General features: G+C 52.7%; 20 protein-coding genes and 1 tRNA gene. 3 read left to right on the top strand and 18 right to left on the bottom strand.

Translation table 11 applies throughout. From position 1 onward, the window contains the following. Positions 1-20: 20 nt before the first annotated feature. From mnmE to rpmH, 6 genes are read right to left on the bottom strand one after another with little or no spacing between them, the layout of a single operon-like run. Positions 21-1,391, bottom strand: a complete 1,371-nt coding sequence (gene mnmE / locus LKE88_RS09335) for a tRNA uridine-5-carboxymethylaminomethyl(34) synthesis GTPase MnmE (protein ID WP_276803437.1) — start codon at positions 1,389-1,391, stop codon at positions 21-23. A gap of 55 nt (positions 1,392-1,446) precedes the next feature. Continuing rightward, positions 1,447-2,250 (bottom strand): RNA-binding cell elongation regulator Jag/EloR, encoded by an 804-nt coding sequence (gene jag, locus LKE88_RS09330; protein WP_105326632.1) that lies wholly within the window; start codon positions 2,248-2,250, stop codon positions 1,447-1,449. Between the two features lie 36 nt (positions 2,251-2,286). Beyond that, positions 2,287-2,910 carry a YidC/Oxa1 family membrane protein insertase gene (locus LKE88_RS09325; RefSeq protein ID WP_105326631.1) on the bottom strand — a complete coding sequence of 208 codons (624 nt, stop codon included), beginning with the start codon at positions 2,908-2,910 and terminating at the stop codon, positions 2,287-2,289. 26 nt (positions 2,911-2,936) lie between these two features. Continuing rightward, the gene (gene yidD, locus LKE88_RS09320) at positions 2,937-3,146 is read right to left on the bottom strand and encodes a membrane protein insertion efficiency factor YidD (RefSeq protein WP_105326630.1); all 210 of its coding nucleotides are present in this window, start codon (positions 3,144-3,146) and stop codon (positions 2,937-2,939) included. A 14-nt stretch (positions 3,147-3,160) separates the two neighbouring features. Then, complete coding sequence (rnpA, locus tag LKE88_RS09315) at positions 3,161-3,523, bottom strand: ribonuclease P protein component (protein WP_105326629.1); 363 nt, start codon at positions 3,521-3,523, stop codon at positions 3,161-3,163. Between the two features lie 58 nt (positions 3,524-3,581). Next, the gene (gene rpmH / locus LKE88_RS09310; RefSeq protein WP_009014998.1) at positions 3,582-3,716 is read right to left on the bottom strand and encodes a 50S ribosomal protein L34; all 135 of its coding nucleotides are present in this window, start codon (positions 3,714-3,716) and stop codon (positions 3,582-3,584) included. 245 nt (positions 3,717-3,961) lie between these two features. Between rpmH and LKE88_RS09305 the strand changes: the two genes are divergently transcribed. Then, positions 3,962-4,393 (top strand): hypothetical protein, encoded by a 432-nt coding sequence (locus tag LKE88_RS09305; RefSeq protein WP_105326628.1) that lies wholly within the window; start codon positions 3,962-3,964, stop codon positions 4,391-4,393. Between the two features lie 37 nt (positions 4,394-4,430). Here the strand turns inward: LKE88_RS09305 and LKE88_RS09300 are convergent, their stop codons facing one another. The 5 genes from LKE88_RS09300 to LKE88_RS09280 are packed head-to-tail and all read right to left on the bottom strand — an operon-like array spanning position 4,431 to position 9,484. Further along, positions 4,431-4,907, bottom strand: coding sequence for a pyridoxamine 5'-phosphate oxidase family protein (locus LKE88_RS09300; protein ID WP_105326627.1), 477 nt, complete (start codon positions 4,905-4,907; stop codon positions 4,431-4,433). 11 nt (positions 4,908-4,918) lie between these two features. Further along, entirely contained in the window at positions 4,919-6,337 is a 1,419-nt protein-coding gene (locus tag LKE88_RS09295; protein WP_105326626.1) for an amidohydrolase, read from the bottom strand. A 55-nt stretch (positions 6,338-6,392) separates the two neighbouring features. Next, positions 6,393-7,436, bottom strand: coding sequence for a GTPase (locus LKE88_RS09290; protein WP_105326625.1), 1,044 nt, complete (start codon positions 7,434-7,436; stop codon positions 6,393-6,395). Beyond that, positions 7,433-8,491 (bottom strand): GTPase domain-containing protein, encoded by a 1,059-nt coding sequence (locus tag LKE88_RS09285; RefSeq protein ID WP_105326624.1) that lies wholly within the window; start codon positions 8,489-8,491, stop codon positions 7,433-7,435. The genes LKE88_RS09290 and LKE88_RS09285 overlap by 4 nt, the downstream gene beginning before the upstream one ends. Before the next feature lie 48 nt (positions 8,492-8,539). Beyond that, a complete protein-coding gene (locus LKE88_RS09280; RefSeq protein WP_105326623.1) occupies positions 8,540-9,484 on the bottom strand; it encodes an asparaginase in 945 nt (314 codons plus the stop codon). Positions 9,485-9,766: 282 nt separating this feature from the next. On the opposite strand from LKE88_RS09280, the gene LKE88_RS09275 reads away from it, so the two are divergent. After that, a complete protein-coding gene (locus tag LKE88_RS09275; RefSeq protein WP_105326622.1) occupies positions 9,767-11,005 on the top strand; it encodes a M48 family metallopeptidase in 1,239 nt (412 codons plus the stop codon). Positions 11,006-11,063: 58 nt separating this feature from the next. Here the strand turns inward: LKE88_RS09275 and LKE88_RS09270 are convergent, their stop codons facing one another. From LKE88_RS09270 to LKE88_RS09240, 7 genes are all read right to left on the bottom strand, one after another. Next, entirely contained in the window at positions 11,064-12,395 is a 1,332-nt protein-coding gene (locus LKE88_RS09270; RefSeq protein ID WP_105326621.1) for a uracil-xanthine permease family protein, read from the bottom strand. A 15-nt stretch (positions 12,396-12,410) separates the two neighbouring features. After that, complete coding sequence (locus LKE88_RS09265) at positions 12,411-12,995, bottom strand: xanthine phosphoribosyltransferase (RefSeq protein WP_105326620.1); 585 nt, start codon at positions 12,993-12,995, stop codon at positions 12,411-12,413. Between the two features lie 151 nt (positions 12,996-13,146). After that, positions 13,147-13,220 (bottom strand) — tRNA-Gly (locus tag LKE88_RS09260). An 89-nt stretch (positions 13,221-13,309) separates the two neighbouring features. Beyond that, the gene (locus LKE88_RS09255; protein WP_105326619.1) at positions 13,310-13,849 is read right to left on the bottom strand and encodes a chromate transporter; all 540 of its coding nucleotides are present in this window, start codon (positions 13,847-13,849) and stop codon (positions 13,310-13,312) included. Between the two features lie 48 nt (positions 13,850-13,897). Further along, the gene (locus tag LKE88_RS09250) at positions 13,898-15,028 is read right to left on the bottom strand and encodes an MATE family efflux transporter (RefSeq protein WP_276803430.1); all 1,131 of its coding nucleotides are present in this window, start codon (positions 15,026-15,028) and stop codon (positions 13,898-13,900) included. Between the two features lie 140 nt (positions 15,029-15,168). Further along, positions 15,169-15,897: a gamma-glutamyl-gamma-aminobutyrate hydrolase family protein gene (locus LKE88_RS09245; protein ID WP_105326617.1), complete on the bottom strand. Its 729-nt coding sequence runs from the start codon at positions 15,895-15,897 to the stop codon at positions 15,169-15,171. A 103-nt stretch (positions 15,898-16,000) separates the two neighbouring features. Further along, complete coding sequence (locus LKE88_RS09240) at positions 16,001-16,456, bottom strand: MarR family winged helix-turn-helix transcriptional regulator (RefSeq protein WP_105326616.1); 456 nt, start codon at positions 16,454-16,456, stop codon at positions 16,001-16,003. A 434-nt stretch (positions 16,457-16,890) separates the two neighbouring features. On the opposite strand from LKE88_RS09240, the gene dnaA reads away from it, so the two are divergent. Then, the gene (dnaA, locus tag LKE88_RS09235; RefSeq protein WP_105326615.1) at positions 16,891-18,285 is read left to right on the top strand and encodes a chromosomal replication initiator protein DnaA; all 1,395 of its coding nucleotides are present in this window, start codon (positions 16,891-16,893) and stop codon (positions 18,283-18,285) included. Positions 18,286-18,501 lie beyond the last annotated feature (216 nt).

Genomic DNA, 18,501 nt, shown 5'->3' with positions numbered 1-18,501 from the left:
CTTTTCCTCCTGGCTTTGCCTTATTTGCCAACGCAGAATCGGGCAAAGATTTCATTGATGATTTCATCGGGTACGTCTTCCCCGGTGATTTCTCCCAGGTCATGGAGGGCCTGGGTCAAATCGATGGTGAGACAATCATAGGGATAATGGTTTTTGGCCCCCTGCAGGGCATCCTCCAAACTTTGCAGGGCTTTGCGCAGCAGATTTTCCTGCCGAGCGTTTTGGGTTACACTGCCCAGTTCGCTGTCGGAACCTTCCCCGTAGACAAAATGCTGCAGCCATTGGGCCACCGCTTCCATGCCCTCTCCGGTTTTTACGGAAAGGACCAGCACATTTTCGTCTCCATATTTGCGTTTTAAGGCGTTTAAATCCACTTCCATGGGTAAATCTGCCTTGTTCACCAAAATCAGCTTCTGGCGTCCATTTAGGCTCTCCAGAAGGGATTCATCCTCTTCTGTCAGTTTTTGGGAGCCATCCAGCACCACCAGCGCCAGCTGGGCGTCCTCCAAAACAGCCCGGGACCGTTCCACGCCAATTTTCTCCACGTAGTCTTCCGTATCCCGAAGGCCTGCCGTATCGGTGAGCACCAGGGGAATCCCGGCAATGGTCATCTGCTCCTCAATGATGTCCCGGGTAGTGCCCGGGATACTGGACACGATGGCCCGGTCCGTCTGCAGCAGCTGGTTGAGCAGGCTGGACTTGCCCACATTGGGCCGCCCCACAATAGCCGTACGCAGCCCTTCCCGGAGAATCCGTCCAGCGCTGCCCTTTTGCAGCAGCTGGTCCACAGCAGCCCGGCCTTTGGCCAAGACTTCCTGGGCCTTTTCGTAGGTTACATCTTCAATGTCCTCCTCCGGATAATCAATCACGGCTTCCAGTTGGGCAATGAGCCCCCGAAGCTCTTCCCGGATGGCCTTGACCTTTTTGGAAAGGCCGCCCTCGTGGCCCCGGTTGGCCGCCAGAAGTGCCCGGCGGCTTTTGGCGTTGATGATATCCATGACGGATTCGGCTTCTGCCAAATCCAGCCGGCCGTTTAAAAACGCCCGTTTGGTAAATTCTCCAGGCTCCGCCGGCCTGGCCCCTGCCTGATAGGTCAGGGCCAGAATTTCCTGCAAGGCCTGCCGCCCTCCGTGGCACTGGATTTCACAAACGTCTTCTCCCGTATAGGAGTGGGGGCCCGGCATATACACCGCCAGCACCTCATCCACTTCCTGGCCTTCCCGGTCCTTTATATGTCCATACAAAAGCTGCCGGGCAGCAGCCGGCCCCAAGGCCTTCCTGCCCTGGAACAAGGTATTGGCAATGGCTAGACTTTCCGGCCCGCTCAGGCGAATGACTCCAATGGAGCCCACGCCCAGGGCCGTGGCAATTGCGCTGATTGTATCGTCCATAGTTCCTCCAAAAAAAGAGCTCCGAACATAGTGTCCGGAGCTAAGTCGTTGTTATTTATTTCACATCGATAACCACTTTGCGGAAGGGCTCTTCCCCTTCACTGTAGGTGGTAATCGCCGGATCGTCCTGCAGGCTCACGTGTACGATCTTCCGTTCATAAGGATTCATGGGTTCCAACATGGCTTTTTTATGGGTCCGTTTTACCCGGTCTGCCAGGTTCTTGGCCAGGCGTTCCAACGTCTGACGCCGGCGTTCCCGGTAATTTTCCGCATCCAGGATAATCCGGTTCCAGGATTTATGGCCCTTGTTGCCGGCCAAATTGGTCAGGTACTGGAGTGCATCCAGCGTTTGGCCATGCTTGCCGATGAGGACGCCAATCCCTTCTCCATGGATTTTCAAAAGAATTTCATCTTCCTTCCGGTTGACAAACTTCTCAATCATCAGATGCATCCCCATAGCAGTAAAGATGTTTTCCAGGAATTCCTTGCCGGTGGCAGCCACTGCCTGCCGTTCTGCTTCCTTGTCCGCATCCGTTTCTGCCGGGGCCGCTTTTTTCGCCGTTTCCGGTGCTTCGGTTTTTTCTTCCGCTTCAGCGTCTGCCTGGAGCTGGGCAGCAGCATCGGCCAATTTCTTGGCTGCTTCTGCCATAACAGGAGCCGCAGCAGCTTCTGCTGCCTTTTTCACTTCTTTTACGGTAACCCGGACCTTAGCATCCCGGCCGCCGATAAAGCCCAAAATTGCGCTTTTGGGTTCTTCCAAAACCTCTACGTTCACTTGTTCCCGGGCTTTGCCCAAGGCACCCAGTGCCGCTTTTACTGCGTCTTCAACGGTTTTCCCCGTTTTTTCCACCACGTTCATTTTCCTGCCTCCTTACAGCCGTGCTTCAGACTGTATTTATTTCTTTCTGTCCAGCAGGAACTGCTGGCCGATCTGCATGATGTTCATCACTACCCAGTACAGAACCAGCCCTGCAGGGAACTTCAAGCTGATATAGCCAATGAACAGCGGCATGAAGTACAGCATGATTTTGCCTTGAGGATTATCAGAAGGCGGCATGGTTTGTTTGGATTGGATGAAGGTTGTCAGTGCAGACAAAATCGGCAGGATGTACAGGGGATCCGGATCAGCAATGCTGCTCATCCACAAAAAGCTGCTGGGGCCGGCATACTGGAAATCCCGGATGCCGTAGAAGATACCGATCATAATGGGCATCTGCACAATCAGCGGCAGACAGCCTGCCAGAGGGTTGACACCCTCTTTTTTATAAAGCTCGGAAAGCTTTTGGTTCAAGGTGACCTTGTCGTCCTTGTAGCGGGCCTGCAGCTCCTTCATTTTGGGCTGGATCCGGCTCATGGCCTTGGTAGAAGCAATCTGCTTCGCCGTCAGCGGGGACAACAGCAATTTGATCAAAATTGTCATGATGATGATGGCCAGACCGTAGCTGGGCTCACCAATGAAACGAGTCAGTTCGTAAATGTAGCCTACGACTTGTTGTACAAATGAACTTAAAATCTGCAAAGTATCTCTCCTCTTCTTCCTGCTGTTTATGGTACAGGATCATACCCACCCTCATGGAAGGGATGACATTTCAGTATTCTCTTCGCGGCCAGATAGGATCCTTTTAGAAAACCATATTTTTCCACCGCTTCCAGGGCATACTGGGAACAGGTTGGATAAAACCTGCAGCGGGGAGGAAATAAGGGCGAAATGCACACCTGATAAAAGCGAATCAGGGCGATTGCGATTGTTTTCATAGGTCTCTCCGGGGTTATAACAGTCCAGCTTTCTTGGCCAGACGATAAAAAACATCTTTGTAAACTTCATAGGGTGCGTGGGCCAGTCTGCGTCGGGCAACCCACACAATGGCGGCTTTCCGCTTGAGCTTGCCCTGTTCCTGACGGAACACTTCCCGCATCATCCGTTTGACACGGTTGCGCAGGACCGCATGTCCCAGCCGCTTGCCCACTGCCGTACCCAATTGACATTGTCCGTTATCTGAAGGCAGTACATAGAAAACGCCGTAACTGTCCACATACGAACGGCCTTTTCCATAAACCTCCTGAAAACGTTCATGGGATTTTACCCGGTTGGCCTGGGTAAACGTCTTTCTTTCAGGAACTTTCTGTTCCAAGCTTCTGCCACCTGCCTCATTAGTAAAATAGGCCGCGAAAGGCGGCCCATCTTATACGTTATGCAGATAATCTCTTTCTGCCTTTTGCGCGTCTTCTTTTTAAGACTTGTTTACCACCCAAAGTCTTCATTCTTTCTCTGAAGCCGTGAGTTCTCTTTCTCCGAGTATTGTTCGGCTGAAAAGTTCTCTTCATTATGCTAACCCTCCCTTGCCTTCAAGGTATTGCCAAGATCTATAATGAGTAAATCGTTTGACAGCTCATATCATTATAAGCTGTTACCCTATGGCTGTCAATATTCTAGTTGGAATTATGTCACAACTTTTACGGGTTTTCGCCCATTTTTTCGTTTTTCCGGTCATTTTCCCCGAGCACGTCACAAAAATTTTCCTTCTCTATGGTACCATGGGGGGAAATAGCCATCACAAGGAGGTATTCCTATGAAAAAACGCTGGGTGGCAGCCCTTGCCCTTTCCTTTATGCTGGGCGCCGGAACCCGTTCCCTTCCTGCCCAGGCCTTTGACCTGGGCTCCGTACTAAAGCTGGGCGGCATCAGTTACCTGGTAAGCCGCTTCGGTGAAGAAATCAACACCTTTATCAACAAGTTAACCCTCCAAAAGGGTCTGGATACCACCTACGCCACCAAAGTGGTGCCCATCATCAGCCTGGGCAACGGCGGCTACGTAGGCGCCGTCCAGGTCGTAGGTCCCCAAGCCCAGGTAAGCCGGGTCAAGGCCGTTGGCCAATTAGAAGGCTCCCTGGCGGGAATTTCCCGGATCAAGGCCCTGATTCCCATTGACGCCACCGCCATTGACAACATCAACCGGGTAGAAGGCGTTGGGGTCAGCGCCATCATCGACTTTAAGCTATAAGAGTTTTCTCCTTAGGAGGTACGCAGCTGCGTGCCTCCTATTTTTCGTGGACCAGTTTGCCGGTCATATGCTCCGGCACCAGTTCCAGCATGGTAACCCGGCTGCCAGCCCGGCCAATCAGGTCCGTAACCATCTGGGCATTGGGATAATACTTGACCCCAATCTTGTACAGATATTGGGCAAAGCGCTCCGGGTCTTCTACCACGTGCATCCGCCCGAACACAATGACGGAATGCAGGGTATAGGCCCAATCCCCTTCCTCAATCACGCCCTGGTCGTGGACCGCAAAGGAAACCTTGTCACTGCGGGCAAGGGCATCCAGCTTGTGCCCTTCCTTGGCCCCATGGAAAAACAGGTGGCCGCTTTCCGGGTCGTAATAATAGTTGATGGGGACCGCGTAGGGATAGCCGTCATCCCCGGAGAGAGCCAGGGTCCCCCGTTTTTCTCCTTGAAGCACCGCCAGGCACTCCTCTTGGGATAACTGCTGTTTAAAACGCCGCATGGGTCGAAACATGAATCCGCCTCCTATTTCACCTGGTAGCCCCGGGGCCACACATCTCCCGGAATGGGGCATACGTATTTTTTCCCTTTCATGCGCTTTTTCAGTTCCGCCTGGGCATCGGCCAAAACCTGGGGCTGGGTAAACAGGGTTTCCGCCCCCTGGGCCAGCACCTTGGCCGCATAGAAGCAGCCCTTTAAGGCCACGCTACCCTTATCCTGGGCCACCCACTGCCAGGAGTGGGCACTGGTGCCAATGGCAAAGCAGGCGGTAATGAATTGGGCCAGGGGCGTTACATAACTGACGTCCCCAGTATCCGAAGAACCCATCTGGGTAGCGCTGGTGGGTACGTAGGGAATAATGAATTCCCCGTAGGGATCTTCTGCAATCAGCGCTTCCCGGTGTTCGGCATCGGGGTAGGGTGCCATCCCCGGGTCCTTCAGCACCCGTTCCTGCCCCAGAGGCGCTTGGAACGAACGCAGGTAGGCTTTCTCCTCCTCCGTCCGTTTGGGGGCTCCTACGGCCACCAGGGCGTCGTAGAGGACCTTTCCCAGCACCGTGTTGGGCACCAGGTTGGAAACAGCCTTGTCAAACCGCACGGACAGCTCCGTTTCTGTCATGAGAGCCGCCCCTTTGGCAATATTGACTACCCGGTCATACAGCCGTTTGGTTTCTTCATTGGTTTTGGAGCGGATCAGGTACAGCACCTGGGCATGGGCTTGTACCACGTTGGGAGAAACCCCTCCGGTATCCAAAATGGCGTAGTGGACCCGGTCATAATCCGCCATATGCTCCCGCATATAGTTGACCCCCACGTCCATAAGTTCCACAGCATCCAGGGCGCTGCGCCCGTTTTGAGGAGCCCCAGCCGCGTGGGCAGCCCGTCCTTTAAAGGTAAAAGCCGCCTGGATGTTGGCCTGGTTGGACCCGGTCATGATTTCATTTTGGGTACCCGGATGCCAGGTGAGAGCCGCATCCACGTCGTCAAAGACCCCTTCCCGGGCCATATAGGTTTTGCCGCTGCCCCCTTCTTCGGCAGGGCAGCCGTAAACCCGGACCGTCCCCTTTCCCGGCTTGTCCTTCAGATAGTCCCGCAGCAAAAGGCCGGCCCCTACTGCCGCCGTGCCCAAAAGGCAGTGCCCGCAGCCATGGCCATTGTTGGTGCCTTCCCTGGCACATTCTGTGGTGACCCCCGCCTGCTGGGAAAGCCCGGACAGGGCATCGTATTCTGCCAAAATGGCAATCACCGGTTTGCCGCTGCCATATTCTGCCATATAGGCTGTGGGCATATGGGCCAGTCCCCGGGTTACCCGGAAGCCTTCCTTTTCCAACAGTTCCGTCATGGCAGCTGCTGATTTCACCTCGTTGAATTTCAATTCGGCAAAATCCCAGATTTCCGCATTCAGCTTTTCCAGCATTTTTTCGTAAGAAGCCGTTAGTTCCATGGTCTTCACTCCTTTTAGGCAATAGGGCAGCAGGGAGACAGGTTTCTCCCCACTGCTATTTTCTTTTGGCGTGGAGCTCCTCCAAAAGCCGCTCCTGGGCCAATTCGTAGCAGGCCTCGATGTATTCCAGTCCAGATTGGCGCACCAGCTGGTACCCCAAAAGGGCAGAAGCGGCCTGGCCCACCACCGGAACCGCTTTCAGGAAACTCCGGGCCGCAAACCGCTTGCCCAAAAGCTTCATGATCATCTTGATGCCTTCCTTGCTCATACCTCCCAGAATCAGGGCCTTGTGCCGCTTGGACAGACGCCGGCTGGCATGGACCATTTCCGGGGTAATGCCAAAGGCTTCCCTTAGGCAGCCGTAGAGCTGGTACAAAATCACCAGGTCCACCGCCGTATCCACCCCAATAATGGGATTCAGGCCATTATAGGCCGCATAGGTGCAGCTCCGGCGCACATAGGATTCCGCCGCCTGCTTTTTGGCATCCAGTGCCTCCTTAGTTCTAGCCTCGGCTGCTAAAATGTATTTTTCTCTCCGAGCTGCCGGCATTTTCCGGATAATTTGCCGGTTCAGTTCTTCCAGGCCCTGGGGATCATCCCACCGGGAAGAAACAAAAACCAGGTCAAAATCCTGCCGTCCCAGCTGGGCGGCGGTATCCTGCCGGATGGTTGCTTCGCTTTCCTTCAGGGTCCGTCCATCCTCATAAATCAGGTCTTCCTTATTCCGGACAAAAATGCAGGGCTTCTTGTGCTGCTCCAGCAGCCGGAAAAATTCCGTATCCTTTTGGTGGAGCTTGTCCGAAAACACGCACAAAAACAGGTCATACTGGAAGGGCTGAAACTCTTCCAAAAAATGCTGCCAGGGAAAAGCCGGCGTACCGTAGCCCGGCAGGTCGATAAAGGTCACATCCCCGTGCTCCACAAAAAGAGGCTCCCGGGTAGTATCCGTTTCCACCCCCACCGGGGCCGCCTCGTAGCCGCAAATGGCGTTGATCAGGCTGGATTTCCCCGCTCCCGGCTGGCCAAACAGCACAATGGTCACATTTTCCCGGTCCAGTTTTTGAATTTTTTCTTGAATCCGTTCTGCGTCCTTGGTCATGCGTCCCCCATCTGGATTTCGGCTTCCAGCCGCTGCTGGGCATAGCCGTAACACCGTTCGATATAGTTTTGGCCCAGGTAGTACATACTGCCGGCGTTAAAGCCCATCACAGCTGCACCCCCGGCCACAGGAATCAGTTTGGCCGCCTTGCCGGTAGCCTTTTTCCGCAAAAGATAGGTCAGCCCCTTGGTTACCCGCTCGCCGGTAACCCCTTCCGCCAGTTTCTTGACGATCTGGGATTGGGGCCCTTCCGGCAGTACTTCCTTTTCGCTGACGCTGAAGGTATCCCGAATGGTCTTGTACATGGCTTTCAGAATCTGGCTGTCGATAGCCGCATCCATGCCGATTACCGGGTTCAGGCCATTGCCCGCCGCCAGCACCATAAATTTTCGGATGGACTCCTGGGCAATGCGTTTTTTCACATCCAGGGCCACATGGGTGTAGGCCTTGGCATGGCGGCAGAACCGTTCCTTTTGGGCCAGTGGCAGCATTTCTGCAATGGCTTCTTCCAGCCGGGGAATCCCCCGTTCTGCAGCTCCCTTGTTGCGCCGGCAGCTGGTAAAGACCACCCTTTCCCGGGGCCCTACCAGGGAGCGGACATCTTCCGTAATCCGCCGTTCCAGCTCTTCCCGGCTGGCTTTGGGATCATAGAGACCGTCGCATTTGTTCCGGACAAACAGGCAGGTGCGGCCCGTTCGGGCCACCTTCCCAAAGAAATTCACATCCGCCTGATTCAGCTTTCCAGCAAAGACACAGAGAAACAAATCATATTGCAGGGGATTGAAGGTGCTGAAATAGGCATTTTCCGGAAACAGGCTGGTATCATAGCCGGGCAGATCCACATAAATCACGTCCTGGCATTCCACCACCTGCGCCGTCCGGGTAGTATCGGTAGCCTGGCTGACAGCAGCAATTCTCTGGCCAGCCAGTTCGTTGATCAGGGAGCTTTTGCCGGCTCCGGGCTGCCCAAACAGGCAGATCTTGATCTTCTGGTTCCGTTCCCGCTGCCAGGCAGCCAGAAACTGTGCCGCCAATTGTTTATAATCCATTGCCATATGCATTCCTCCCTATTTCCCGTCTGATTGTTTCCGGAGCCTTGCGCCTTATTCCTCTTCTTCCGGCTGGTTGGCCAGGGACCACATGAGTTTGGTCACGGCTGCTTCCAGGGTCATGGGACCGCCGGATTTGACCCCTGCCTGGGCGGCCAAAATCCCCATGGGATACAGGGACAGGTCCACCCCGTCAAACAGGCACTGGCTGACGCAGACAATTTTCACGCCCTGTTTTACCGCCCGGCGGATGGCCGGCAGCAGGTTATGGTGTTTGGTATCCACACCCCCGGCCCCGTAGCATTCCAGCACCAGGCCCTTGTAGCCCCGCATTACCGCATAATCGATGATTTCCGGCTCCAGGCCCGGGGTAACCGTAATGGCCATTACCTTGGGCTCCACTTTTTCTTCCACCCGGAAGCCGCCGTAGTTTTCCCGGCTGGGCAGGTTCTTTTTGACCCCTTCCTTGCCAAAATACAGTACCGGCGCTTCATTGACACTTTCAAAAGCGTTCAAATTCCGGGTAAAGATTTTCTTGGCACATTCCCCTTTGATTACCTTGTTGCCAAAGGCAATGAATACCCCGGGCAGGCCGCTGGCGGCCACCGAAAAGGCCAGTTCCAGGTTGCTGCGGGCATCGCTGTTGGTCAGGCTCAGGGGAATCTGGGAACCGGTAAGCACCACCGGCTTGCCCAGGTGGATCAGCATCCAGTTCAGGGCACTGGCCGTATAGGCCATGGTATCCGTACCGTGGGTCATGACAAAAGCATCGTAATCACTGTAGTTGTCCCCAATAAGCCGGGCCCAGGCACTCCAGTTGGAGGGCTCCAGATTGCTGCTGTCTAACAGGGTCAGGTCTTTTACCGTAATATCCCCCAGGGTACGCAGTTCTGGTACGGCCTTCAATAGATCGGCACCCTTTAATTTGGGCTCCAGCCCGTCATCGGTCACCTCACAGGAAATGGTACCGCCGGTGGTCAGAAACAATATCTTTTTCATGTAATAAGGACTCCTCAATCAGTTAATAAATTATACAACTAAGCACTATAAATTATAGCATATTTTGGGATTTTGTATTATCATGAAGATAACACCTGGCCATGCTCCGGGAAAGGCTTCCCGGCAGGGCGCTCCAGTCGGGAAATTAACTGAAATTTTCGGCTGCTGTCCCTGGCATTTGACAGGCAGAGCCCCAGGTCCTTGACCCAGGCTCCAGACCCAGTAAGGTATTCCTGTAGTTTCTGCAGCGGGCTTAGCCCGCATCAGGTAAAGGAGGTTCCTATGGTTACCCGTAAAAAGAATCTGACGAAAAAATTATCCCTTGCCCTGTCCAGCACCCTGCTGGCTTCGGCCCTATATACCCTGCCCCCAGCTCCCCCGGCGGAAGCCTTCAGCATCGGCAACGCCATTGGAGCAGTGATTGGGGTTTCCGCCCAATATGCTGCCCTGAACAAACAGGTAAACTACCTGGACGGAGAAGGCCGTGACAAGTATATGTCCGCCGTAAAGGAAAAAGAAGGGGTCAACGAAGACCCGGAAGCCAACGCCATGCTGGACGATGTGATGACCCGGCTTACCGCCGTCATCGCCAAAGAAGATCCCACCCTGGCCAAAAAGCCCTACCACTATTTTGTAAACAACAACAAGAATTTTAACGCCTACTGCACCCTGGGCCACAATGTGTCCGTCAATATCGGGCTGTTTACCACCCTGAACTACAACGAAGATGAAGTGGCCTTCGTCTTGGGGCACGAACTGACCCACGGCCAGCGCAACGACCCGGCCAACGGCGTCAAGAATACCTTCCCCATCAGCCTGCTGGCCGCCGTGGCCGGCAGCCAGAGCAATATGCTCCAGGCCGTAGGCACCCAGGTGCTGGCTAACCTGGGCAGTGCCAAACTGGTGACCATGCCTATGGAAAAGAAAGCCGACGAAGTGGGCTTTACCTACGCCGTAGAAGCCGGCTACAACCCTGGCGGCGGCAGTGCCCTGTGGCAGCGGGTTATCGAAAAAATGGGCACCAGCAAAGAAACCTTCCTGGGGTCCGTCTTCAATCCTTCCGACCACCCGGGGAATATTTCCCGACGGGACAAATATACGGAACGGATGTATGAATACAGCGGCAATAAAGTCAACGTGGACAGCAAGACCGGGGTCATCAGCGTCAACAAAAAGGCCATCGGCACCGTAAAGCCCGGCGGCAGCATGAGCGCCCTGGAACGGGGCTATCTGGTAGCCGGCAACCTGGCCCGGGTTTACCACGATGAACCCAACTCCACCCTGACCGCCTATGCGGATTACAATGCCCTGTACTTTGGCGGCCGCCGGATTATGGGCCTGGAATATGGAGATGACGGTGCAGCCTGGGCTGCCAACCTGAATGCTGCCCAGAAGCCAGCCGCGGAAATCAAGAAAGAAGCGGAAAAGAAAGCGGCAGAAGAAAAAAAGAAAACTACCAGCACCACAACCCAGAAGAAAACCTTCAAGGAACGGCTGGCTGAATACCAAAAGACCAAATAAACTGCAAAAAAATGGTGGCGAGGAACTCCTCACCACCATTTTTTTCGTTGAGCTGCAATTAGCGAATTTCCATATCATCCGGCAGGATGAAGTTCAGCAGCGCGGCCACTACGAAAACCACAGCCACGCAGTTTTCCGCAAACACGCTCTTGAACAGATCCGGGAACACCCGGAAGATGGCCGGGTTTTGGGTAAAGCCCAAGCCGATGGACAGGGACAGGGCCGCAATAATCATATTCCGCTGGTTATAGCCGCAGTCTCCCAGCATCCGTACGCCGCTGACCACAATGGAGCCGAACATCATCAGGGTGCAGCCCCCCAGCACCGCTTCCGGCAGGGAAGCCAGGATAACCCCCAAAGCCGGGAACAGGCCGGCCAAAATCATGATGGCAGCACCGCTGGCCACAGCTTTCCGGTTCACCACGTGGGTCATGGCGATCAGCCCTACGTTCTGGCTAAAGGACGTAATGGGCAGGCAGCCAAACAGGGCGGACAAGCTGCTGATATAGCCATCTACGCCGATGGACCCTTCAATTTCCTTATCCGTAGCATTCCGGCCAAAGCCCATAACCGTCAGGGCGGAAGTATCCCCCAGGGTTTCCGTGGCGGAAACCAGGAAAATCAGGAAAACAGAGAAAATGGCATCCGGGTGGAACTCCAGGGCGTAGGGCATGGGATGGGGCAGGGAAAACAGACCGGCCGTAGCAATTCGGGACAGGTCCACCATGCCGTAGAAGTAAGCTGCAATGTAGCCCACCACCAGGCCAAACAGTACGGACAGCTGCTTCATAAAGGATTTGGCCTTAATGTTGAAAATCAGGCAGGATAACAGGGTAATGGTCCCCACAATCAGGTATTTGGCATCCCCAAAATTGGGATTGCCGAAGCCGCCCCCAAAGGAGTTGGCCCCAATGCCCAAAAGGGAAAAACCGATAGCCGTTACCACACTGGCGGAAACAATGGGCGGAATAAAGCGCCGCCACCAGCGGGCAATCATCCCCAGGGACCCTTCCAAAATACCGCCCACAAGGGCAGCTCCCAAAATAGCCCCGTAGCCATATTTGGCCCCGATGACGCAAAAAGTGGAAACAAAGGTAAAACTGATTCCCATAATCACCGGCAGCCGGCTGCCCAAAGGGCCAATCGGGAACATCTGAAGCAGGGAACCAATACCAGCCATGATCATGGCGGCCTGTACCAGGGCCCCTACCTGCTCCGGCGGCATTTTCACCACCCCAGTAACAATCAAGATGGGAGCAATATTCGAAACGAACATGGCCAGCACATGCTGCATACCAAAAGGAACCGCTTTTTTCAGCGTAATGTTTCCCTCAAAATCGTAAATAGGATCTTTCAGCTCCTGGGCCGCAGCCCCTTTTTCTTCTGCCATGATTCTGGCTCCTCCTTAGCGAAATACGATGCTGCCGCTTTCAGCATCCATCTTTTCAATAATGGCCAGGCTCTTTACATCGTAGCCTTTTTTCCGCAGGGCGTCGCCGCCGCCTTGGAAGCCTTTTTCAATAGCAATCCCCACGCCTTCCACTTCGGCCCCAGCCTGGTGCACCAGGTCGATGAGCCCTTCCACCGCACAGCCATTGGCAAGAAAGTCGTCGATAATCAGCACATGATCCCCGGCGTTCAGGTATTTTTTGGAAACAACCACGTGGTTTACCTTGTTATGGGTAAAGGATTTGATTTCCGTTGCGTAGACATCCTTATCCATGTTGCTGCCTGCGGATTTTTTCGCAAAAACCACCGGCACCCGAAAATGGACAGCCGTCAGGCAGGCAATGCCAATGCCCGAAGCTTCAATGGTCAGAATTTTGTTGATGGGGCGGTTCTTGAACAGCTCATAGAACTGCTCCCCCAGCTTGCTGATAAAGGGTACGTCAATCTGGTGGTTCAAAAAGCTATCCACCTTCAGCACATCCCCGCTTTTGATAATGCCATCCGCCAAAATCTTTTTCTGCAGTAAATTGTATTCCGCCACGGTTTTTCCTCCTGTACAACATGGTCTTGCTCAAGGTATTTATGTATAAAAACTTACAACTTTGAAGAGATATTATATCATAAAAATTGCCCCTGCACAGCTATTTTCCTAACAAAAAAGAAGGCATTGCCAATGCAATGCCTTCCAAAGTTGGAGCGGACAAGGGGAATCGAACCCCCCTCTAAAGCTTGGGAAGCTTTCATTCTACCAATGAACTATGTCCGCATAAGATACAAAATATTTTAGCAAGCCCGCCGCCATTTGTAAAGAGAAAAGAAATAGAAAACGACAATTTTCTTTTTTATGAGTCAGTTTTATAGCTTTCCTTTAATTTTCTTAGCCACAAGTCCAATAACACCAGCCGCCACCACCAACGTAGCAGGAGATAAATCCGTCAGGGAATTGACGAAAAAGACCAGGAGAAACAGGGCCACGGTCAGCTTGTCCACCAGGGCAGAGCCCGCCAGCTTAAAAACCGCGTTAAAAATCAAAACACAGACGCAGATTCGGATTCCCGCAAAAGCATCCTTCACTACCAAAAGTTCCGAAAAATTGGTAAGAAAAGAAGCAATCAAGGTAATAATCACCAGGGACGGAAATACTACCCCCAGGGTAGCCACAATCCCGCCAATATTCCCCCGGCGCTCGGTCCCGATAAAGGTGGCCACGTTTACTGCAATAATTCCCGGGGTACACTGGCCTACGGCATAATAATCCGTCAGCTGGCCTTCCGTAGCCCAATGGCGCTTTTCTACGATTTCCGTCTGCAAAATAGGCAGCATGGCCATGCCTCCCCCAAAGGTGACACCGCCAATTTTGGCAAATACCCTAAAGAGTTCCCAAAGAGACGTCATGGACAGCACTTCCTTTCTTCCTGCTGTCCTTATTATACAGCAAAGTCTTTAGTTTTCGGGCAAAGCAGCCGTGGTTTTTTTGTTCTTTTCCGCCTTGGCCCCGGCAAAATGCTTCCAAAAGTAGCACAGGTTGATGAAAATCCCAAAAACCGTAGCCAAAGGCGCAGCCAGGCCAATCTGAGTCAGGCTGGGATTGGGACGGATACTCATGAAATAGGAAACCGGCACCCGGACCAGACAGGTCTGGGCAATCCCCTGGAACATGACAAAAGCCGTTTTCTCGTGGCCATTGTAATAGCCGATGAAACTGAATAGAAATGCCGTTACCACCGTTTCCGGCATAAAGCCCTTCAGATATTCAAAGGCCCGGGCAATCACCCGGGGGTCTTCCGTAAAGAGGCTGGCCAAAAAATCCCCCCGGAAAAACACGAAAGTACCCACAATGACCCCAATTCCGGCGCCCAGCGCCATCCCCGTTTTCATGGCCAGTTTGGCCCGGTCTTCCTTGCCAGCCCCCACGTTCTGGGCCACAAAGGAAGACATGGACTGCTCCAGGGCTCCGGGAATCAGCATAATGAACCCTACCAGCTTGTTGGCAACCCCATACCCGGAAGAGGCTTCCAGTCCCAGCCGGTTGATAAAGGCCACAATGGCCATAAAGGAAAGCTGGGTCAGCAGCTCCTGGAAAGCAATGGGCGTACCAATCCTTGAAAAATTAGGTACTTCACTATTAAAGTGGATTGATTTCCAGCTAAATTTGTAGGGCCAATGCTTCAGATGGGCGATGTACAGGGCTGCCAGCACACTGATGAACTGGGCCAGCACCGTGGCAAGGGCCGCCCCGGCAGCATTGAGCCCCAGCCCGGCCACCAGGGCAAGATCCCCCACGATATTCACCAGACAGGCAATGGTCACAAAAATCAGCGGCGACCGGCTGTCCCCCAGTCCCCGAAAAACAGCACTGAGTACGTTATAAGCCACAATAAAGGTGATCAGGTTCATTACGTTGCTGCCGGTGGAAACCCCCGACAGACCGGCAGTAGTACCAAACCGGCCCACCACCAGAAGGTCCACAGCCCCGTACATCGCTTGCAGAATCAGGGACCCCAGAATGGGCACCATAAAATGCACCAGTTTCCAGAAGATGCTGCCCTGGGTAAAATCCATTTTTGAATCCATGCTTGTTCCCCTCCAAAAAAGCAGCGGCCGTTTGCAGGGCCGCATAATGTCCGATATCGGATATTAATTATAGACACAATTTACCCCAATGTCAAAAAAAGCGGAGCTGCCGCAGCAGCTCCGCTTTTCTAACCATCTTTTTATTTGTCTTGGGCTGCCCGGTCCAGGAAGTCAGCAAACAGCTGCTTCATGCCGGCATCGGCCCGCCACATATTTTCCGGATGCCATTGGACGGCCACAATCTGCCAATCCGGCGTTTCCACACATTCAATGACCCCGTCCGGCGCCGTTGCGGTAACCACCAGGCCCTTACCCACTTCCTTGACGGCCTGATGATGCCGGGAGTTTACATAAGCCCGGTCTCCCAGGATATGGTACAGGGCACTGCCCTCTTTGATTTCCACATGATGGGTGGGATAGGAGCCTTCCGCAGCTTGGGAATGACGAATGGTACAGGCAGGATTTTCCGAAGGCAGATCCTGGTACACATTGCCGCCCAAAGCGATATTGATCAGCTGACAGCCCCGGCAAATGCCAAAAATAGGCTTGCCGGCCTTGTAGAAGGCATTAAACAGTTCCAGTTCAAAAACATCCCGTTTGTAGTTGGCCCGCCCTACTTTCCAGGAAGGTTCTTCCCCGAAAAAGGTAGGATCCATATCCGGGCCGCCAGGAATGATCAGCCCATCGAACAAATCTACATAATCTTCCCCTTTGGCACCGGGCACATCGGCCAGCACCATGGGAATGGCCCCCAGCTCGGCAATGACTTCCACCAGATCCCGGGGTGCAAAAGGCGCCTTGACCAAATTGGTTACTTCTGAAGCATACGGATAGGTATCCGCAGTAATGGCAATACGTAATTTAGACATTGTTGTTCCTCCTGCTAAACATATATTTTATAGTGTATTTCTTGTTTGCTGCCGTATTCTCCCTTAATTATAAAAATAGTGGGTCCAAGACGCAACCAAAACTTTATTTTTTCTCAGGAGTCTGCCACAGTCCGTTAAGCTTTTGTTCCAAATATCCTTCGTACCGTCTCAGCACCGTTCTGGCGGCTTCCCATTCTTCCGGCGTGCAGCTCCCCGCCGCCGCTTCTTCCGCTTCTTTCATCCGGGCCACGGTAGCCTGGGCCCGCCGCCTTCCCTGCTCTGTCAGCCGGATCCATTTTTTCCGCTGCTGCCCCTCCTGAAACAATTCCAGGTCCCCCTGAGCCTGCATTTTCAGCAGGGACGAGTTGATGGTCTGCCGGGATTGGAAACAATAACGGGCAATATCCGCCTGGGTCAAAGGCCCCGGCTCCGACAAAAGGGCTCGAAAAATCATCATTTCACTGTCCGTCAGTCCCAAATGAAAAGCTGCCTGGTGGTACAATTCCCGGTTCCAAGCCATCAGCCGGTTTAATTTCCATATCATTTCACTTAATTCCATACCTGCCTCCCAAGACCTGGAACCCCCTGGATTCCGGTACCTTTTCCCATGTTTTTCCCTATTATACAATTCCTTGGCATATTCCGCCACTGGATTATTATTTTGTTAGCTTTGTCTTTTCCGTAAAAACAGAGCCAAAGAGTACCCCCTTTTTTCCCCAATTTTTTTCCACAGAACATCCGTTCGTTTCAAGCCCTGGAAGCCCCAAGTTATGCACTTTTCCCCAAAGTTATCCACACCTGTGGATAACTTTCTGTGTTTAATTTTTTTCTTGTGGAAAAAACCCTAAAATCCTGTAAAATTCGGGGCTTATCCCCGTGGAAAAGCCAACTTTATCCACATGTCCACAAGTTTTTCCACAGGCGTCCTTTCAGGAAAAGCAGTTCATATGGTATAATGATGTTTCCAAAGTATAAAAAAAGGATGGATCGGCAATGAACAATGAAAATCTGCTTCCAGTATGGAAAAATCTCCTGGCTGCAGCAGAAAACAGTCAAAATAGCACAGGAAAAAGTTCGTTTCAGCGGTGGATGAGGCAGGTAAAGCCAGCCTCCCTGACGGACACCACCCTGACCATCGACGTTCCCAACAACTTTACCAAAGATTGGCTGGAAAACCACTTTGTGGAAAGTTTACAGGAAGACCTTTCCATGATCTGCAACAGACCCATGAAATTGGAAGTCCAGGTGGTAGAAGAAAAAAAGGAAGAAGGAAATCTCTTCCCGGATGATGCTCAGGCTGTCCCCCCTGCTCCTGTAAAGGCCCAGTTCCCCAAACCGGCGGCCAAACAGCCCACCCAGGAATTTCAAAGCAACCTTTCTCCCAAATACGTCTTTGAAAACTTCGTCATCGGCAACTCCAACCGGATTGCCCATGCAGCAGCCCTGGCCGTAGCCAACAACCCGGCCAAAGCCTACAACCCCTTTTTCCTCTACAGTGATTCCGGACTGGGCAAGACCCACTTGATGAACGCCATCGGAAACCGGATTCACCAGAATCATCCGGAAATGAAAATTCTTTATACTTCCAGTGAAGTATTTACCAATGAACTGATCGGCGCCATCCAAAGCAACAAAACAGAAGCCTTTCGGAATAAATACAGAAATATCGATGTACTGCTTATCGACGATATCCAATTTCTGCGGAAAAAGGAATCCACCCAGGAAGAATTCTTCCATACCTTCGAAACCCTGTACAAAGCAGAAAAACAGATCATCATCTCCAGCGACCGGAAACCTTCTGAACTGGATACCCTGGAAGAACGGCTGACCAGCCGGTTTGAATGGGGTCTTACAGTAGATATCCAGCATCCTGACCTGGAAACCCGGATGGCTATTTTGCGCAACATGGCCCAAAACGACCATATCGATTTCCCCAATGATGTAATTTTGATGATTGCCAGCAGCATCCAGACCAACATCCGTGAACTGGAAGGCGCCTACACCAAGGTCCGGGCCTTTGCCGACCTGACACACCAGCCCATTGACCTGGAACTGACCCGGAAAGCCTTAAAAGACCTGAATATTACCAGTACGGCCAAAATTATATCCGTAGAAGCCATCCAACAGATGGTAGCGTCTGAATATAAAATCCGCGTAGACGACCTGAAAGCCAAGAAACGGACTCGGAACGTAGTATATCCCCGACAGATTGCCATGTATCTGGCCCGGGAAATGACGGACCTATCCCTGCCCCGGATCGGAGAAAGTTTTGGGGGCCGGGATCACACCACGGTAATCCACGCCTGTGAAAAAATTGCCAAAGAACGGCAGGAAGATGCCATTTTGGACCGGAAAATCAACGATCTCATTGCGGAACTGAAAAAATAAAATAGTTATCCACAAGCTGTGCATAACTTTGTGCATAACTTGTGTAAAAAAGTGTGGACAAGTCGCAAAGCCGCGCCGGATGTGGGTATGTGGATAACGTGAACAGGGTTATCCACAAGGTTTTTAGACCCGGAAAATGGCTTAAAACCTGGATATCCCCCACTTATCCACATACCCACACCCCCTACTACGATGATTACGAATTTTATATATTTC

It is taken from the genome of Acidaminococcus hominis, assembly GCF_022484025.1.
Taxonomy (GTDB): Bacteria; Bacillota; Negativicutes; order Acidaminococcales; family Acidaminococcaceae; genus Acidaminococcus; species Acidaminococcus hominis.
Note: the sequence above shows the minus strand (reverse complement) of the source record. Positions and strands in the feature narration are given on the sequence as shown.